The 15276-nt window shown below is 68.5% G+C and carries 13 protein-coding genes and 1 pseudogene; 3 read left to right on the plus strand and 11 right to left on the minus strand.

Going from position 1 to position 15276, the window contains the following annotated elements:
- The 7 genes and pseudogenes from AC1DGD_RS19965 to AC1DGD_RS19995 form a co-directional block, all read right to left on the minus strand.
- Positions 1–231 (minus strand): annotated as a pseudogene (locus tag AC1DGD_RS19965) (bifunctional D-altronate/D-mannonate dehydratase); the annotation flags it as partial.
- 89 nt (positions 232–320) lie between these two features.
- Positions 321–1352 (minus strand): sugar kinase, encoded by a 1032-nt coding sequence (locus AC1DGD_RS19970; RefSeq protein ID WP_476857977.1) that lies wholly within the window; start codon positions 1350–1352, stop codon positions 321–323.
- On the minus strand, positions 1352–2023 hold the full coding sequence (locus AC1DGD_RS19975) for a bifunctional 4-hydroxy-2-oxoglutarate aldolase/2-dehydro-3-deoxy-phosphogluconate aldolase (protein WP_476851730.1): 672 nt from the start codon (positions 2021–2023) through the stop codon (positions 1352–1354). Before AC1DGD_RS19975 ends, AC1DGD_RS19970 begins: the two co-directional genes overlap by 1 nt.
- A gap of 77 nt (positions 2024–2100) precedes the next feature.
- Positions 2101–3249, minus strand: a complete 1149-nt coding sequence (gene dgoD, locus AC1DGD_RS19980) for a galactonate dehydratase (RefSeq protein WP_056430100.1) — start codon at positions 3247–3249, stop codon at positions 2101–2103.
- 7 nt (positions 3250–3256) lie between these two features.
- On the minus strand, positions 3257–4159 hold the full coding sequence (locus AC1DGD_RS19985; RefSeq protein ID WP_476857978.1) for a carbohydrate ABC transporter permease: 903 nt from the start codon (positions 4157–4159) through the stop codon (positions 3257–3259).
- Entirely contained in the window at positions 4156–5124 is a 969-nt protein-coding gene (locus tag AC1DGD_RS19990; protein ID WP_476851732.1) for a carbohydrate ABC transporter permease, read from the minus strand. The genes AC1DGD_RS19985 and AC1DGD_RS19990 overlap by 4 nt, the downstream gene beginning before the upstream one ends.
- Before the next feature lie 133 nt (positions 5125–5257).
- Entirely contained in the window at positions 5258–6553 is a 1296-nt protein-coding gene (locus AC1DGD_RS19995; RefSeq protein WP_223913573.1) for an ABC transporter substrate-binding protein, read from the minus strand.
- A gap of 140 nt (positions 6554–6693) precedes the next feature.
- Between AC1DGD_RS19995 and AC1DGD_RS20000 the strand changes: the two genes are divergently transcribed.
- Positions 6694–7458 (plus strand): FadR/GntR family transcriptional regulator, encoded by a 765-nt coding sequence (locus AC1DGD_RS20000; protein ID WP_476857979.1) that lies wholly within the window; start codon positions 6694–6696, stop codon positions 7456–7458.
- 84 nt (positions 7459–7542) lie between these two features.
- Here the strand turns inward: AC1DGD_RS20000 and AC1DGD_RS20005 are convergent, their stop codons facing one another.
- On the minus strand, positions 7543–8574 hold the full coding sequence (locus tag AC1DGD_RS20005) for an aldo/keto reductase (RefSeq protein ID WP_223913571.1): 1032 nt from the start codon (positions 8572–8574) through the stop codon (positions 7543–7545).
- A 19-nt stretch (positions 8575–8593) separates the two neighbouring features.
- Entirely contained in the window at positions 8594–9466 is an 873-nt protein-coding gene (locus tag AC1DGD_RS20010) for an NAD-dependent epimerase/dehydratase family protein (RefSeq protein WP_476851735.1), read from the minus strand.
- A 174-nt stretch (positions 9467–9640) separates the two neighbouring features.
- Here AC1DGD_RS20010 and AC1DGD_RS20015 point away from each other — a divergent pair, with 174 nt between their 5' ends.
- Both AC1DGD_RS20015 and AC1DGD_RS20020 read left to right on the plus strand, forming a co-directional pair.
- Complete coding sequence (locus AC1DGD_RS20015) at positions 9641–10111, plus strand: universal stress protein (RefSeq protein WP_223913569.1); 471 nt, start codon at positions 9641–9643, stop codon at positions 10109–10111.
- A gap of 10 nt (positions 10112–10121) precedes the next feature.
- Positions 10122–10808 carry an SRPBCC family protein gene (locus AC1DGD_RS20020; RefSeq protein WP_476851736.1) on the plus strand — a complete coding sequence of 229 codons (687 nt, stop codon included), beginning with the start codon at positions 10122–10124 and terminating at the stop codon, positions 10806–10808.
- Positions 10809–10871: 63 nt separating this feature from the next.
- Here AC1DGD_RS20020 and AC1DGD_RS20025 read toward each other — a convergent pair whose 3' ends face one another.
- Both AC1DGD_RS20025 and mgtA read right to left on the minus strand, forming a co-directional pair.
- Positions 10872–12236: a phosphoribosyltransferase family protein gene (locus AC1DGD_RS20025; protein WP_476857980.1), complete on the minus strand. Its 1365-nt coding sequence runs from the start codon at positions 12234–12236 to the stop codon at positions 10872–10874.
- 118 nt (positions 12237–12354) lie between these two features.
- On the minus strand, positions 12355–15087 hold the full coding sequence (mgtA, locus tag AC1DGD_RS20030) for a magnesium-translocating P-type ATPase (protein ID WP_476857981.1): 2733 nt from the start codon (positions 15085–15087) through the stop codon (positions 12355–12357).
- Positions 15088–15276: the final 189 nt, after the last annotated feature.

A 15276-nucleotide genomic window follows, 5' to 3' on the forward strand; every position in this document is an offset into this window, starting at 1 on the left:
GCGCCAGTACGAGGACCGGTACAGGAACTGCCAGGTGTCCTCGATCCGGTGCGGGTCCTTGCCGATCAGCAGCTGCGCGACGTGCTCCTTCAAATAGGCGGCCACGGCGAGCTCGCGCCCGTTCAGGGTCGCGTCCCCGATCCCGGTCACGCCGTCCTCGGTGGTGATCCGCAGGGTCACGAAGTTCCGGGAGGGGCTGGTGACGAACACTTCAGCGGCAATGATTTTCACAACAGGTCCAGGCTTTCTTGGTCGGTGAATGTCGGGCGCGCCGGATAGCCGCCAGTGTGGTTCAGCACGGGTGGTTCAGCGCGGGGGGCTTAGCGCTGGGTGGTTCCGCCCGGCGTGGTCCCGAGAAGTGCCAGCTCCGCACGCCCGGGCAGGCCTTCCCAGTCCCCTGCGGTGCTGACGGCGAAGGCTCCCGCCAGGGCGCCGCGCTGCAGGCGGCCGGCGACGTCGGCGCCGTCGAGCAGGGCGGACAGGTAGCCGGCGGTGAAGGCATCCCCGGCGCCCACGGTATCGATGCTGGTCACAGGCACGGCGGGCACTTCCCATCGCCCGTCGGCGGTGTGGACACCGGCGCCGGCGGCGCCGCGCTTGACCACGACTTCGCGGACGCCGCGCTCCAGCAGTTCGGCGGCCATGGCTGTTTCGGCGGCATCTGCATCTGTATCGGCATCGCCGGGGTGCGGTGATCCCTCCGGGCCAGCTCCCCCCGGGGCAGCGACCAGCCCGAGCTCATCGTCGGAGGCGATCACGATGCTGGCGTGCCGGGCGAGCGGCGAGAGCGCGGCGCGGGCCTCCTCCCGGGTCCAGAGCTTGCTGCGGTAATTGACGTCGAGGGAGACCTCCATGCCTTCGGCGGCGGCGCGCTCGGCCGCGTACTCCACGGCCTTGCGGGCGTCGGGGCTGAGGGCGGCGGTGATGCCGGTCAGGTGCAGGATCCGGGCCCCGGCCGCCAGGGCACGGTCCAGGTCCTCCCGGCCGAGGGTGGACCCGGCGGATCCGGCGCGGTAGTAGAAGGCCCGGGTGACATCCGCGGTGCGCTGTTCAAGGAACATCACCCCGGTGTTCCTTGCTGCGTCAATCCGGTGCCGCAGCCCGATCCCCTCGGCGCGCAGCTGCCGCAGAATGTACTCCCCGTGCGGGTCGGCGCCGACAACCCCGGCCCAGGTGACGCTGTGCCCGAGCCGGGCGACCCCGACGGCCACGTTCGATTCGGCCCCGGCCACGTGCATGCCGAGGCTGCCGCCGGCGGACAGCGGGCCTGTGGACCGCAGCGAGACCATGGACTCGCCAAACGTCAGCAGGTCGACGCCCTCCCCAACCAGAGCCGGGCCGACGGCGGCCATCACCGCAGGCTCTCCGCGCGGGGGCGGCCGAACCCGGCGGCCAGGGTCACGAAACCGCGGGCCCGCTCCCGCATCGGGGCGAGGTCGCCGCCGGAGCCGGCATCGCCGAACAGCGGTCCGCCGAGCCCCACGGCAATGGCGCCGGCTTCCCAGTAGCCCTCGGCTTCATCCAGCCCGACGCCGCCGACGGCGATGAACGGGATCCCGGGGAACGGGTCGCGGAGCGCCTTGAGGTAGCCCGGACCGCCGATGGAAGCGGGGAAGAGCTTGACGGCCGTGGCGCCGCGGTTCATGGCTTCGTGGGCTTCGCTGGGTGTCAGCGCACCGGCGAGCACAGGCAGTGCCAGCCGGGCCGACTCGGCAATCGACTCTGCCAGCGACGGGGTCACCATGAACTGGCCGCCCGCCTCGGCGACGCGGGCAACGTCCCGGGCCGTCAGCACCGTTCCGGCACCGACGAAGCAGCCCGCGGGGGCGGCCGCGCGGACTTCCCGGATGGCTTCAAGGGCCCGCGGCGTGGTGAGCGCTATTTCGACATACCGGAAGCCCTCCTCCATCGCCGCGAGGGCTGCCTTCGCGGCGGCCGCGCCGTCCGTGCCGCGCACAATGGCCACCAGCCGGCTTTCCTGGATCCCGGCCAGCAGCAGTTCGGGCGTCAGGGTGTTCTCCATGTCAGGCTTCTCCTTCGGGGCAAATACGTCAGGGCGAATACGCCGGGGCAACAGGTCCGGTCCCAGCGTTCCGGCGTTCACCACTCGGCGAAGGCGCCGTCGGGGTGCCGCCAGACGGGACCGCGCCAGGCATGCCCGCGCTTGTCCGCGGCCCGGACCACGGCCTCGTCAATCTCGATGCCCAGGCCCGGGCCGGTGAGCCGTTCGATGTGTCCGTCCACGAACTTCAGCGGGGACTTGTCCACCACGTAGTCCAGGACTTCGGCGCCCTGGTTGTAGTGGATGCCGATGCTTTGCTCCTGGATCAGGAAGTTGGGCGTCGCGAAGCCCACCTGCAGGCAGGCGGCGAGCGCCAGCGGGCCCAGCGGGCAGTGCGGGGCGAGCTGGACCTCGTAGATTTCGGCGAGCGAGGCGATTTTGCGGACCTCGGTGATGCCGCCGGCGTGGGAGAGGTCCGGCTGGGCCACGGCGATGCCGGCCTGCAGCGCGGGCAGGAATTCCTGCCGGCTGTAGAGCCGCTCACCGGTGGAGACCGGCGTCGTCGTGGAGGATGTGAACTCGCGCAGCAGGTGCGTGTTTTCCGGGACCACCGGCTCTTCGAGGAAGAAGGGCCGGTACGGTTCCAGCAGCGGCGCCACCCTGCGGGCGTTGGCGAGGCTGAAGCGGCCGTGGAAGTCCACGGCGACGTCGCGGTGGTCGCCGAGGACCTCGCGGGCGGCGGCGACGCGGCGGACGACGCCGTCGAGCTCGGCCACGGAGGCGATGGGGCTCATCCGGCCGCTGGCGTTCATCTTGACCGCCGTCAGGCCGACCTCCAGCTGCGCGCTGATCTGGTCCGCCACCTCGTTGGGCTCATCCCCGCCCACCCAGCCGTACATCCGGATCCGGTCCCGGACGTGGCCGCCGAGCAGCTGGTGCACGGGCGTGTTGAAGTGCTTGCCGGCGATGTCCCAGAGGGCCTGGTCCAGGCCGGACACGGCGCTGGCCAGGATGGGCCCGCCGCGATAGAAGGACCCTTTGGTCATAACCTGCCAGTGGTCCTCGATCCGGAGCGCGTCGTTGCCGATGAGCAGTTCGGAGAGCTGGTCGACGGCGGTGCGCACGGTTTCGCTGCGGCCTTCGCAGCTCGCCTCGCCCCAGCCGACGATCCCGCTGTCCGTCTCGATCCGGACGAAGAGCCAGCGCGGAGCGACGAGGAACGTTTCAATCCTGCTGATGAGTGTCATCTGTTGCCTAGCCCTTGGTCGCGCCGGCGGTCATGCCGGAGACGATGTACTTCTGCGTGAAGAGCGCAATGATCATGATCGGAATGGTGACCACGGTGGCGGCCGCCATGAGTCCGCCCCAGTCGATACTGGCGTAGGAGACGAAGTCGAAGATCGCGACCGGCAGGGTCTTGGTCTTGGAGCCGGAGAGCACCAGGGCGAACATGAAGTTGTTCCACGAGAAGATGAAGGACAGGATGCCGGCGGTGGCCATGCCGGCGACGGAAAGCGGCAGGGTGATGCGGCGGAAGGCGCCGATCGGGGTGAGGCCGTCCACCTGGGCCGACTCCTCCAGCTCCAGCGGCAGGGAATCGAAGTAGCTCATCATGATGTACACGATCAGCGGCAGCGCGACGAACATGTGGCTGAGGATCAGCACCTCGAAGCCGCCCACCATCTTCAGGTTGGAGAAGACGTAGTACCAGGGCACCAGCAGGGAGACGCCGGGGATGACGCGGGCCATCAGGACCACAAGGGCCGAGCGGTGCATCGTGAACCGGCTCATGGCGTAGGCGGCGGGCACGCCCAGGACCAGCGACAGGGCAGTGGAGACGAAGGCCACCCAGAAGCTGTTGAAGATGAAGACGAAGTAGTTGTTCCGCTGCAGCACATTGGCGTAGTTCTCGAACGTGGGGGTGAACAGGAACGACTTGCCGGTGTCGTAGATGTCCACGTTGGTCTTGAGGGAGGCCAGCAGCATCCAGAACAGCGGGGCGATCAGGAACAGCACCACGGCCACCAGTGCCGCCACGCGGAACACTTTGTACGCGCGGGTGCCCAGCGGCTTCCGGGGGCGCGGCGCCGGTGTGGGCCGGGCGGGGTCTGCGGTCCGGGGTTCGGTGTTTTCTGTGTTTTCTGTCAGTACGGTCATTTGCTTACCGCTTTCTTGCGCATGGTCAGCAGCCACATGGAGCCGATGATGATCATGAAGAACAGGATCAGCACCGCGGAGGAGAGCCCGTACTGGTTGTAGTCGAAGCTCAGCCCGTAGGCGTAGACGTTGAGCGTTTCCACTTCGTGGAAGGACCCGCCGCCCTTGCCCTTGGTGGCGTAGAGGATGTCGAAGGTCTTCAGGGCGTCGATGCCCCGGAGCAGGATGGCGACGATCACGGTCGGCATCATGAGGGGCAGCGTGATGAAGAAAAAGCGCTGGAAGGCGTTGGCGCCGTCCATCCGGGCCGCCTCGTCGGGTTCCTCGGAGAGCGAGGTCAGTCCGGCCAGGAGGATCAGGACCACCATGGGGGTCCACTGCCACACGTCCATGAAGATGGTGGTGCCGAGCGCCGTGTCCTGGCCGGAGAGCCAGGGCTGGGCGGGAATCCCGACCATGCCGAGCAGCTGGTTGACGAAGCCGATGTTGGGATCGAAGATCAGCCGCCACATCATGCCGACGGCCACGGGAGTGGCGACGAGCGGGAGCAGGATGGCCACGCGGACCCATTTTTCGCCGCGGAACGGGCGCCACAGCAGCAGCGCAATGCACATGCCGAGGACCACTTCGCAGACAAGGGCAACGCCGGTGAAGCTCAGCGTGCGGCCGACGGCGGGCCAGAAGCGTTCGACGTCGGAGAGGACCGTGAGGTAGTTCTGCACGCCGACAAAATCGGAGGCCGCCCGGACCGAGCCCTGCGAATCGGTCAGGCTGAGGTACAGGGTCCAGCCGAGGGGGAAAACGATCAGGACGCCGACGAAGATCATGGCGGGGGCGGCGAAGAGCCATTTGCGGTGCCGGTTGGCCCAGCCGGAGAAGTTCTCGCGTGCACCGGGGGTGCGGGCGCCCTTGCGGCCGGACGGCGGCTGGGTCTGGGCGCTGCGGGGAGTGGTCAATACAGACATGGTTCACCTAAGGAGTTGGGGGTGAAGTGAAAAGCTGGCCGCGGCGGGACGGCATCGGACCGCCGTCCCGCCGGGCTGTTTGGTGCTCAGGCGCAGTGCTCAGGCGCGAAGCCTGGCTGGCGCGCCGGGGGCGCTACTTCTTTTCGCTGTCCAGGAACTTCTGGAAGGCGTCGTGCGCCGTGTCGGCTGCGGCGGACGAGTCAGAGCCGGTGATAGTGGCGACGATCGGGCCGCCCACGATTTCGCGGGCCTTGCCTACGGTGACAACCTCGGGACGGTCGTGCCCGACGCCGTTCTTGGCGCTGGCGGAGATGGCCTCGGCGAGGTCCTTCGGGTAGGTGGAGGTGCCGGCCTGGTCCGCCCAGACCGAGGCGCGGGGTCCGGGGACTCCGGCCTTCTGTGCCTCGAGGGTGCGTTCCTTGCTGGTGGCCCACTGGATGAACTTCCAGGCGTTGTCCTGGTTGCTGGATGCCTGGTTGATGGCGAGGCCCCAGGACGGGATGTTGTACGGCTTGGAGCCGGCGGGGCCGGCGGGCAGTGCGGCGAAGCCGACGGTGTCGGCGACCTTGGACTTGGCCGGGTCGGTGGCGTTCTTGTAGAGCGAGTCGGCCTCCGTGTAGAAGGCGGCCTTGCCCTGGGTGAAGATCGCCATTGCCTCGGGCCAGCTCATGTCGGTGCTGACGTTGGCGGGGCCGTAGTTCTTGATCAGGCCGCCGTAGAACGCGTAGGCCTTCTTCGCGGCGTCGGAGTTGACGGCGGACTTGCCGCTGGCGTCGGTGAAGTCGCCGCCGAAGCTGTACAGGAAGCTGGAGAACTGGGTGACGGCGGCGGACTTGCCGGTGCGGGCCACGAAGCCGGCCGTGCCCGGGGAGGAAGCCTTGATGGCCTTGGCCGCGGCCTCGAGCTCGTCCATCGTCTTGGGAACCTCCAGGCCGGCGGCCTTCAGCAGGTCCTTGCGGTAGTAGAGGACCTCGCGCTCGGTGATGATCGGGACGCCGACCACCTTGCCGTCAGCGGTGGTGGCCTTGACCGGGCCCTCCTGGTAGTCCTTCCAGTCCCACGCGGCGTCGGAGGAGACCTTGGACGTCAGGTCCGCGAGGTAGCCGTTCTTCGCGAACGCCTTTCCTTCCTGGAGCGGGCGGTACATCATGACGTCGATCTCGTCGCTGCCGGCGTTGAGCTTGACGTTGTACTGGTCCGAGAGCTGGTCTTCGCCCAGCTGGGTCAGTTCGACCTTGAGCCCGCTGGACTTCTCGAATTCCGGAATGGCTGCCTTGATGCCCTCGGTCCAGACGTGGTTGGCGAGGGTGACCCGGACGGTGCCGGAGGTCTTGGCGTCGGCGCTGCCGCTGGCCCCGCCGCAGGCAGTCAGGCCCAGGGACAGGACGGCGGCGACGGCCGCGTACTTCGCAATTGAACGTCGCTTCATTACGACTTCCTTTGGTTTTCAGGGCTGGGCGTCTCTGTCCAGCCGGCTGCAAATGCATCTTTACATCTGCTCTGGAAGTGATCTTAGGTAAATAAAGCAGATTTATACAAGACCCTGAGGGCTCCCAGTATGATTTATTTATGAAAACTCCAAAGGCGGAGCCAACAGCAGACCTGCACGCCGTGCTGCTCCAGAACCTGGGGCTTGCCATCGCCGAAGGGACGCTGGCACCGCACTCGATCCTGCGCCTGGACGAGATTGAGGCCCGGCACAACGTCTCCCGGTCCGTGGTGCGGGAAGCCACCCGCGTGCTGTCCTCCAAGGGGATGCTGGAGTCGCGGCGGCGGCTGGGGACGGTGGTGCAGCCGGAGGAATCGTGGAATGCGTACGACCCGCAGGTAATCCGCTGGCGGCTGGCCTCGTCAAAGCGGCTGGAGCAGCTGCAGGCCCTGAACGAGCTCCGCGGGGCAATCGAACCGGCGGCCGCCCGCCTCGCCGCCGGGAGGGCTTCCTGGGATGCCGGGAGCGACCTCGTCTCGCTGGCCGCACGGCTGTGGGCATCCGGCCAGCGCGGAGACCGGGACGAGTTCCTGCGGCTCGACATCGAATTCCACGCGTCAGTACTCCGGGCCTCCGGCAACGCCATGTTCGCCCAGCTGCATAACCTGGTCACCGAGGTCCTGACAGGGCGCACCCAGCACGGCCTCATGCCGCACTTGCCACACCACGAGGCCCTGCAGCTGCACGTCGATGTGGCCAGCGCCATTCAGCGCGGCGAGGCGGACGCCGCGCACGCCGCCATGAGCAGGATCGTGGAGCAGTCCACGGAGGAAATGGGCGACATCTGGTCCAGCTATCATGCCGGCGGCCCCGCCTCCCCGGAAGGGCAGCACTCCCCCGAATGACAGCGCGGGGTCACCTCCGGCCCATCGCCACCCCCCGGACCGGCGCTAAGTGACCCCGCGTTGCCTTGTTAGCCCGTTGCCTTGTTAGCGGCCGCCCTCGAGCTTCCGGCTGCGCTGTTCCTGGGCCATCGGCCCGTACGGATAGACTCCGACGCGCGGCCGGCTGGCCTCGGTCAGCCGCTCCGTCTCCCCCGCGGTGAGCCGCAGATCCGCGGCCGCGAGATTGTCCGCCAGCTGCGCGGTGGTGCGGGCGCCCAGGATCACCGAGGTGACCGCCGGCCGGTCCGCCAGCCAGGCCAGCGCCACCTGGGAAGGGCTCACGCCGTGGCGCCCGGCGGTCTGCTCCACCTCGGCAATCACGTCCCAGGTGCGCGGATCGGCGTTGCGGGCCTCCCAGGCCTCCATCCCCCGTTTCGGGTTCTCGCCCAGACGGGTGGCCCCGGCCGGCGGCTGGTCGCGCTTGTACTTGCCGGACAGCCACCCGCCGCCCAGCGGCGACCACGGCAGCAGCCCGATCCCGGCGTCGAGTGCGGCCGGCACAATTTCCGACTCGATCTCACGGACCAGCAGGCTGTACTGCGGCTGCAGCGTCACCGGGGCATTCCAGCCATGTGCCTTCGCCACATGGACCGCCTTGGTCAACTGCCAGCCCAGGAAGTTGGAGAAGCCGTAGTAGGCGATTTTGCCGCTGGTGACGGCGTCGTGCAGGAACCGGAGGGTCTCCTCGAGAGGCGTAACAGGGTCCCACGCGTGCAGCTGGTAGAGATCGATCTGTTCTACGCCGAGCCGGCGCAGCGAGTCATCGAGTGCCCGGACAAGGTGCCGGCGGGAGGTTCCGACGTCGTTGGGGGCCTGGCCCATCGGGAAGCGGCCCTTCGTGGCCACCACCGCCCGGTCCCGGACCTCGGCCCGGTCCGCCAGCCACCGGCCGATGATTTCCTCCGACACCCCCGAGCTGTAGACGTCGGCCGTGTCGATGAAGTTGCCGCCCGCCGCGAAGTAGTCATCCAGGATCGCGCGGGATTGCTCCTCGGTGGCCTCGGCGCCAAAAGTCATGGTGCCCAGCGCATAGTTGGAGACGACGGCGCCGCTGTTGCCCAGGGTGCGGTATTGCATGGAGCTCCTCAAGTTGGGGTCAGTCTTCCGTGGGGGTGGTACGCAGCGGGTGGTAGGTCCGCCAGGTGTGCTCCGGCGCGTAACCCAGCAGCCGTTTGGCCTTGTCGATCGAGAGCATGGTCTCGTGCTCGGCCAGGTCCTTGACCACTTTGACGTTCGGGAACACCTCGGCGGCCAGGCTGGCGCTGGAGCGGCTCATCACCGTGTCCTCGTTGGCGATGATGAACGCCTCGAACCCGGGCTTGCCGTGCTCCAGGGCTCGGGCCACGGCCTGGGCGCCGTCCCGGCCGTCAATGTAGCCCCAGAGATTCCACTTGCGCGCCCGCGCGTCGTGGTCGAAGGAGGGGAATTCCTCATAGTCCTCCGGGTCCATCACATTGGAGAACCGCAGGCCGGTGATGCTCAGGACCGGGTCCCAGCGGGTCAGCTGGATGGCCATCTGCTCCTCAAGGTGTTTGACCAGGGAGTACGTGCTTTCCGGCCGGGCGGGGTAGTCCTCGTCCACCGGGATGTAGGGAGGGTCGACGTCGAAAGGCAACCCCAGCACCGTCTCACTGGACGCGTAGACGATTTTCTTGATCCCGGCCCGCCGGGCAGCCTGGAACACGTTGTAGGTGGACTGCATGTTGTTCTCGAAGGTGGCGGCATCCGGGGCATGTCCCGGTGCGGGAATCGCGGCCAGGTGCACCACGGCGTCAAAGCCGGCATGGCGGTCCTCCAGGCCGAGGAACACGTCCACCACCTGGCCGTAGTTGCGCAGGTCCACCTCCGTGAAGCCCGGGCCGCGCACACCGGTGCGGTCAAGGTTGGTCACCTCGTGCCCGTCATCGCTGAGCCGCCGCACGACGTTTCGGCCCAGCTTTCCGCTTCCTCCGGTAACAGCAACTTTCATCAGGAACTCCTCGGGTGGCAGGCTCGGCTGACCGTCATGGTCAGGCCGGGGGGCCGGCACCTGCTCCGGTGCCGGCGGTCACCGTTCCACCCTAAGCGGAGGCGGCCACGGTGCCCAGCCCCGCGTGACTTTCGGCCCTAGGCAGTCCCGGGGGCAGGGGCAAGGCTGGGGACCATGAACGGTGATCAGCGCATTGTCGTGGGTGTGGACGGTTCCGAGTTTTCGACGACGGCGCTCCGCCTCGCCGGGCGCATGTCCACCGCTCTGAACATCCCGTTGGAAGTCATCACATGCCTGGGAACTTCCGATTTCTTCCTGGCCTCCCACCTGCCCGAGGACAGAACGCCCACCCTCGATGAGCTGGAGGAGACCGCCGAACGCCTCGTGGACCAGGCACTGGAGCGGGCCTTCGGCGAATCGCGTCCGGAAGGACTTACCCGCTCGGTCAAGTTCGGGGCGCCCGCCAAGGTCCTCGTCGAGGAAAGCCAGCACGCCGAAATGCTCGTGGTGGGCCGGCGCGGCAAGGGCGGCTTCCTCCATCAGGTCATGGGCTCGGTGAGCGCGGCCGTCGCGGCCCACTCCCACTGCCCGGTGGTGGTGGTTGGGCCGGAATCGGATGACCCCAGGGGCCGGACCAGCGCATGAGGTCCCTCGCGTGAGCGGTCAGCACGTCCCCGGCCGGTTGCGCGGACCGCTCGCGGCGCTGGCTGCGGCATCGGCGGGCGCAGCCTACGTCCTGGCTGTCCGGCCGCGGCTCCTGCGCTGGGGGGCTACCACCCAGGAGGCCGCCGGCCCGCTCGCCGGGGACGAGATCGTGCCCGCCCCGCGCATGCAAAGCACCCGCGCGATCACTATTGCGGCCCCGGTGGCAGAGGTCTGGCCGTGGCTTGTCCAGATGGGCGCCGGGCGGGGCGGTTTCTACTCCTACGACTGGCTCGAACGCGGCGCGGGTCTGGGCATCCGGAGCGCGGACCGGATTCTTCCGGAGCTGCAGCGCCTGAAAGTTGGCGACGTCGTTCCGCTGTCCCCCGACGGCGGCCTTCCGGTCCGGCTCATCCAGTCCGGGGCGGCGCTGGGGCTGGGCGGAACCATCGATCTGCGCACGGGGAGGATGTCGCCGGCAGGGGTCCGTCCCATCGGGCGCCGGCTGGACGTCGGCTGGACGTTCGTGTTGCGACCTGCTGGGCCCCAGGCCACCAGGCTGCTGTCCCGCACCCGGTACGACTTTTCGCCCCTGGCGGAGGGTCTGGCCCTGCGTGCACTGCTGGAACCGGTGCAGTTCCTGATGGAACGGCGGATGCTCCTGGGGATCCGGTCCAGGGCAGAGGGCCGCCGGCGCTAGGGTCCGCGGGATTCGTGGTCCCGGCCCTCCCCGGTTCTGGCCACCTCAGACGCCCGCGGCCCCTCAGACGCCCGCGGCCCGCGCGCCGGCACCGTTCGGGGGAAGCAGGTAGTCGACAAACCAGTCCCGCGCCAGGATGGCCGCCGCCGCGAGCGTGCCCGGCTCTTCAAACAAGTGCGTTGCCCCCTGCACGACGGCGAGCTGGCTGGGACTGCGCATCATCGCCTTCGCCCGGCGGTTCAGTTCCAGGACCTCGTGGTCCAGGCTCCCCACAATCAGGAGCGTGGGCGCCTTGACGGCGGACAACCGCGGGCCGGCGAGGTCGGGGCGGCCGCCGCGGGACACGACAGCCGCGATCCGCGCCGACGGCTCCGACGCCGCCCACAGTGCAGCCCCGGCTCCCGTGCTCGCACCGAAGTACCCCAGAGCGCAGGAGGCCGTGTCCGCCCGGGTGGAAAGCCAGTCCGTTGCCGAGGACAGCCTGCGGGCCAGGAGTTCGATGTCAAAGACGTTGGCGCGGTGGCGCTCCTCCGCCGGCGTCAGCAGGTCCAGCAGCAGCGTGCCGAGACCGGCCTGTTGCAGGACGCCGGCCACGTACCGGTTCCGGGGGCTGTGGCGGCTGCTGCCGCTGCCATGGGCGAACAGCACCACGGCGCTGGCCGGCACCGGAAGGTGCAGCTGGGCCTGGAGCCGCACCGCGCGGGACGGGATTTCCACTTCCTCGTCGACGTCGGCGGCGTTGTCGGCGCGGATCGCCGTCGAGGTCCAGAAGGGCGGCGGTGCGGCCTCGACGCGTTTGGCCGCAAGATCGAGCAGGCGCAGCACCTCGTCGTCGTCAGTCGGCGAGAAGTCCCGGTAGTGGTATCCGACGGCGGTGAACTGGCGCGGCGTCGCCAGGCAGACCACTTCGTCCGGTTCCGTCAGGTCGGCGAGGGTCTCGGCGGGGGCAACCGGAACGGCCAGGATCACGCGGGCCGCACCCTGTTTGCGGGCGACCCGGCAGGCCACGCGGGCGGTGGAGCCGGTGGCGATCCCGTCGTCGACGATCACCGCGATGCGTCCGGTCAGGTCGTGCCGGGTCCGGCCCTTCCGGAACAGGACCACCCGGTTTTCCAGCACGCCGCGTTCGCGTTCTTCAACAGCCTGGAGTTCCGCACCGCTGATCCGCGCATGGGCCAGGACCTCCTCGTCCAGGACTTTGGCGCCGCCTTCACCGATAGCCCCCATGGCGAGCTCGGGCTGGTAGGGAAGCCCAAGTTTCCGCACCACAATCACATCCAGGGGAGCATCCAGGGCGGCGGCGACTTCGAAGGCCACAGGCACGCCGCCGCGCGGCAGGCCAAGGACCACAATGTCCTGGCCACGCAATTCCGCCAGACGCCTGCCGAGCTGCCTGCCGGCGTCGACCCTGTCTTCAAAGATGCTCATGGGCTATGGCTTTCAAGTCGAAGCGTGGGCCATCGGCCATCAGTCGTGTGCTGCTGAAACTGGTGCGCTCCTACGGGTTCCCCTAACCCGAACAGGACCAGGTGGCCGCTGACTCCAACTATCCGCCCGCGCCCGAAACCCTGTGAGGGCCTTTATGCCCGAGTTTGCGTCGGCGGCGCCAGCCCGGGCCACGGTGGACGAGCAGCGGCCTGGCCGCCGGGATGCTGAAGCGGGCGGCCCGGCGGGCAATGCGGTGGGTCTGGCCGCGGTGCCGGAGCGCCGGCTCGCGTGAGACAGGCTGCTGGGCGGCCCGGGAGTAGAACCAGACTTTCGCCATTTCCACCAGCACCAGGTACACCACTGCCATCCCGAGCAGGGCGAGGAAGAACGGCACAGGCAGCGGATCGAAGCCCAGCACGCCGGCCAGGGGCGAGAACGGCAGGTACACCCCGAGGGCCACCACGCCCAGGGAGGCCCCGACCAGGCCCAGCGACGGCCTGCTCCGGAAGAAGGGCACGCGCCGGGTCCGGATGACGAAGATGATCAGCGTCTGCGTCACGATGGACTCGATGAACCAGCCGGCCCGGAATTCGCCCGGAACCGCGTCGAAGACGAAAAGCATGAGGGCGAAGGTCGCGAAGTCGAAGATGGAGCTGATGGGGCCAAACAGGAACATGAAACGCCGGATGAAGCCGATGTCCCAGTGCGATGGGGCCACCAGCTGTTCCTTGTCCACCCGGTCGCCCGGAATGGCCAGCTGGCCGGCATCGTAGAGCAGGTTGTTGAGCAGAATCTGGCCCGGCAGCATGGGCAGGAAACTCAACACCACGGAGGCCGTGGCCGCGCTGAACATGTTGCCGAAGTTGCTGGACGTGCCCATGAGCACGTACTTGATGGTGTTGGCGAAGATCCGCCGGCCTTCCATGACGCCCTCGGCCAACACCCCCAGGTCCTTGTCGAGCAGCACGACGTCGGCGGCGTCCTTGGCGACGTCGGTGGCGCTGTCGACCGAGATGCCGATGTCCGCGGCATGCAGTGCGAGGGCGTCGTTGACGCCGTCGCCCATGAACCCGACGGCGCCGCCGCTTAGCCGCAGCAGCCGGATGATCCGCGCCTTCTGTTCCGGCGACACGCGGGCGAAGATGCTCGCCTCCCGTGCGGCGGCGGCCAGCTCCGGATCGGACATGGCCTCCACGGCGGCGCCGCTGAGCGTCCCGCCGGAGAGCACGCCGAGTTCGTCACAGACCTTTTCGGCGACCCTGGCGTTGTCGCCGGTGGCGATCTTGACCGTAATGCCGAGCGCCTCGAGCTGGTCAAGGGAGGCCCGTGCATTGGCTTTGGGCCGGTCCAGGAAGATGAGGAAACCGGCAAGGACCAGATCCTTCTCGTCGGGCGGCGTCAGGTCCTCCAGGCCGCCAGCGGGTCGCGTTCCGACAGCCACCACCCGGGATCCGGCGTCGAACTGCTTGTCCAGCATCGCCTGCACGTCCGCCGGCGTGCCCACGCAGAGGGCCAGGACGTCTTCCGGCGAGCCCTTTGTGATGATGCGGGCAGGTCCGTTCGCTTCGCGCACCAGCACGCTGGTCCGGCGGCGCTGGTGGTCGAAGTCTATGACGTCCAGGCGTTCGTAGCGCTCCGGCCGGAAGCCCGCCGCGTCGGGTGATTCCCAGAGGGCGGCATCCAAGGGGTTCAGGCCGACCGTAGAGAGCCTCGCCTCGGCGTATTCGGCCTCTGTCGCCAGCAGTCCGAGCGTGAGCAGCTCAGCGGGCTCGATGCCCGCGCCGACGGGCAGCGCGGCGGTGAAGCTGATCCGGCCCTCGGTCAGCGTCCCGGTCTTGTCCGTGACCAGGATGTCCATGTCGCCCAGGTCCTCGATGCAGACCAGGCGCTTCACCAGGACCTTGCGCCGGGCCAGCTGCCGGGTGCCCGTGGCCAGGCTGGTGCTGACCACCGCGGGCAGCAGCTGCGGAGTGATGCCGACCGCGATCGCCAGGGAGAACAGCAGGGATTCGATCACGGGCCGGTGCAGCAGCAGGTTCGCGACGAAGATGAGCGAGCTCAGCCCGATGGCCACCTGCAGCAGCAGGAAGGAGAACCGTTTGAGGCCCAGCTGGAACTCGGTCTGCGGCTGCCGTTCGCCCAGGCCCAGTGCAATCCGGCCGAATTCCGCCCGGCCTCCGGTGGCGACCACCACTGCCGTGCAGCTGCCGGACTGGAGCACGGTCCCCATGAAGACGCAGCTGGTCAGGTCCGCCAGCGGGGCATCCTGCGGCACGGGCGCAGGATCCTTGGCGACCGGCAGCGATTCCCCGGTCAGGATGCTTTCATCACACAGGAGGTCCTTGGCCGTCAGCACCCGCATGTCCGCCGGAATGATCGCGCCGATCCCCAGGTGGACGACGTCGCCGGGCACCAGCGCGGTGACCTCGATTTCGCCCGGACTTCCGTCGCGGACGACGACGGCGCGGTGCGTGACGCGGGAATGCAAGGCCTCCGCAGCGCGTTCGGCCCGGTATTCGTTGCTGAACCCCAGCCCGACGCTGACCAGCAGGATCACGCCGATGACGATCGCGTTCGTGGCGTCCCCGAGAAACAGTGAAAGCCCGGCGGTGATGAGCAGGAGGAGCAGGATGGGGCTGGCCAGCTGCCGGCCCAGCACCGACCACCCGCTGGCCATGTGTGTCCGCACCGCATTCGGCCCCATTTGGGTCAGGCGCCTGCCCGCTTCGGCACCCGTCAGTCCGTTCCCGCCCGAGCCCAGCTCGGCCAACACGGCGGCAACGGGCCGGCCCGCGGCGCGGGCGATCGCCAGCGGGGCGGAGGGTAAGTCCTTGACGTCCAGCTCTGGCATACGGAATCCGTTCGCGACATTTCGCCTAAGGCACAGCTTATGCCCGGGACGAACGGTTCAGGAGCCGTCCGGCCCGGAGCCCTGTGTGGAACCTGCGTTTCCCGGATGTATATAGTCTCCCGGTACGGTTTTGCAGCGAGCCGTTGGATTGTTCTTCGATCCGGCCGCTGCCGTATCCGCCCCTTGCCG

The organism is Arthrobacter sp. 05T45, from assembly GCF_056395875.1.

Bases quoted from the DNA above. Each gene is read 5' to 3' on its own strand.
- AC1DGD_RS20000 (WP_476857979.1), top strand. From the start codon at position 6,694: ATGAAAACTCCAAAGGCGGAGCCAACAGCAGACCTGCACGCCGTGCTG.
- AC1DGD_RS20025 (WP_476857980.1), bottom strand. From the start codon at position 12,236: ATGAGCATCTTTGAAGACAGGGTCGACGCCGGCAGGCAGCTCGGCAGG.
- AC1DGD_RS19970 (WP_476857977.1), bottom strand. From the start codon at position 1,352: ATGGCCGCCGTCGGCCCGGCTCTGGTTGGGGAGGGCGTCGACCTGCTG.
- AC1DGD_RS20005 (WP_223913571.1), bottom strand. From the start codon at position 8,574: ATGCAATACCGCACCCTGGGCAACAGCGGCGCCGTCGTCTCCAACTAT.
- AC1DGD_RS19995 (WP_223913573.1), bottom strand. From the start codon at position 6,553: ATGAAGCGACGTTCAATTGCGAAGTACGCGGCCGTCGCCGCCGTCCTG.
- AC1DGD_RS19975 (WP_476851730.1), bottom strand. From the start codon at position 2,023: ATGGAGAACACCCTGACGCCCGAACTGCTGCTGGCCGGGATCCAGGAA.
- AC1DGD_RS20015 (WP_223913569.1), top strand. From the start codon at position 9,641: ATGAACGGTGATCAGCGCATTGTCGTGGGTGTGGACGGTTCCGAGTTT.
- AC1DGD_RS19990 (WP_476851732.1), bottom strand. From the start codon at position 5,124: ATGTCTGTATTGACCACTCCCCGCAGCGCCCAGACCCAGCCGCCGTCC.
- AC1DGD_RS19985 (WP_476857978.1), bottom strand. From the start codon at position 4,159: ATGACCGTACTGACAGAAAACACAGAAAACACCGAACCCCGGACCGCA.
- dgoD (WP_056430100.1), bottom strand. From the start codon at position 3,249: ATGACACTCATCAGCAGGATTGAAACGTTCCTCGTCGCTCCGCGCTGG.
- mgtA (WP_476857981.1), bottom strand. From the start codon at position 15,087: ATGCCAGAGCTGGACGTCAAGGACTTACCCTCCGCCCCGCTGGCGATC.
- AC1DGD_RS20010 (WP_476851735.1), bottom strand. From the start codon at position 9,466: ATGAAAGTTGCTGTTACCGGAGGAAGCGGAAAGCTGGGCCGAAACGTC.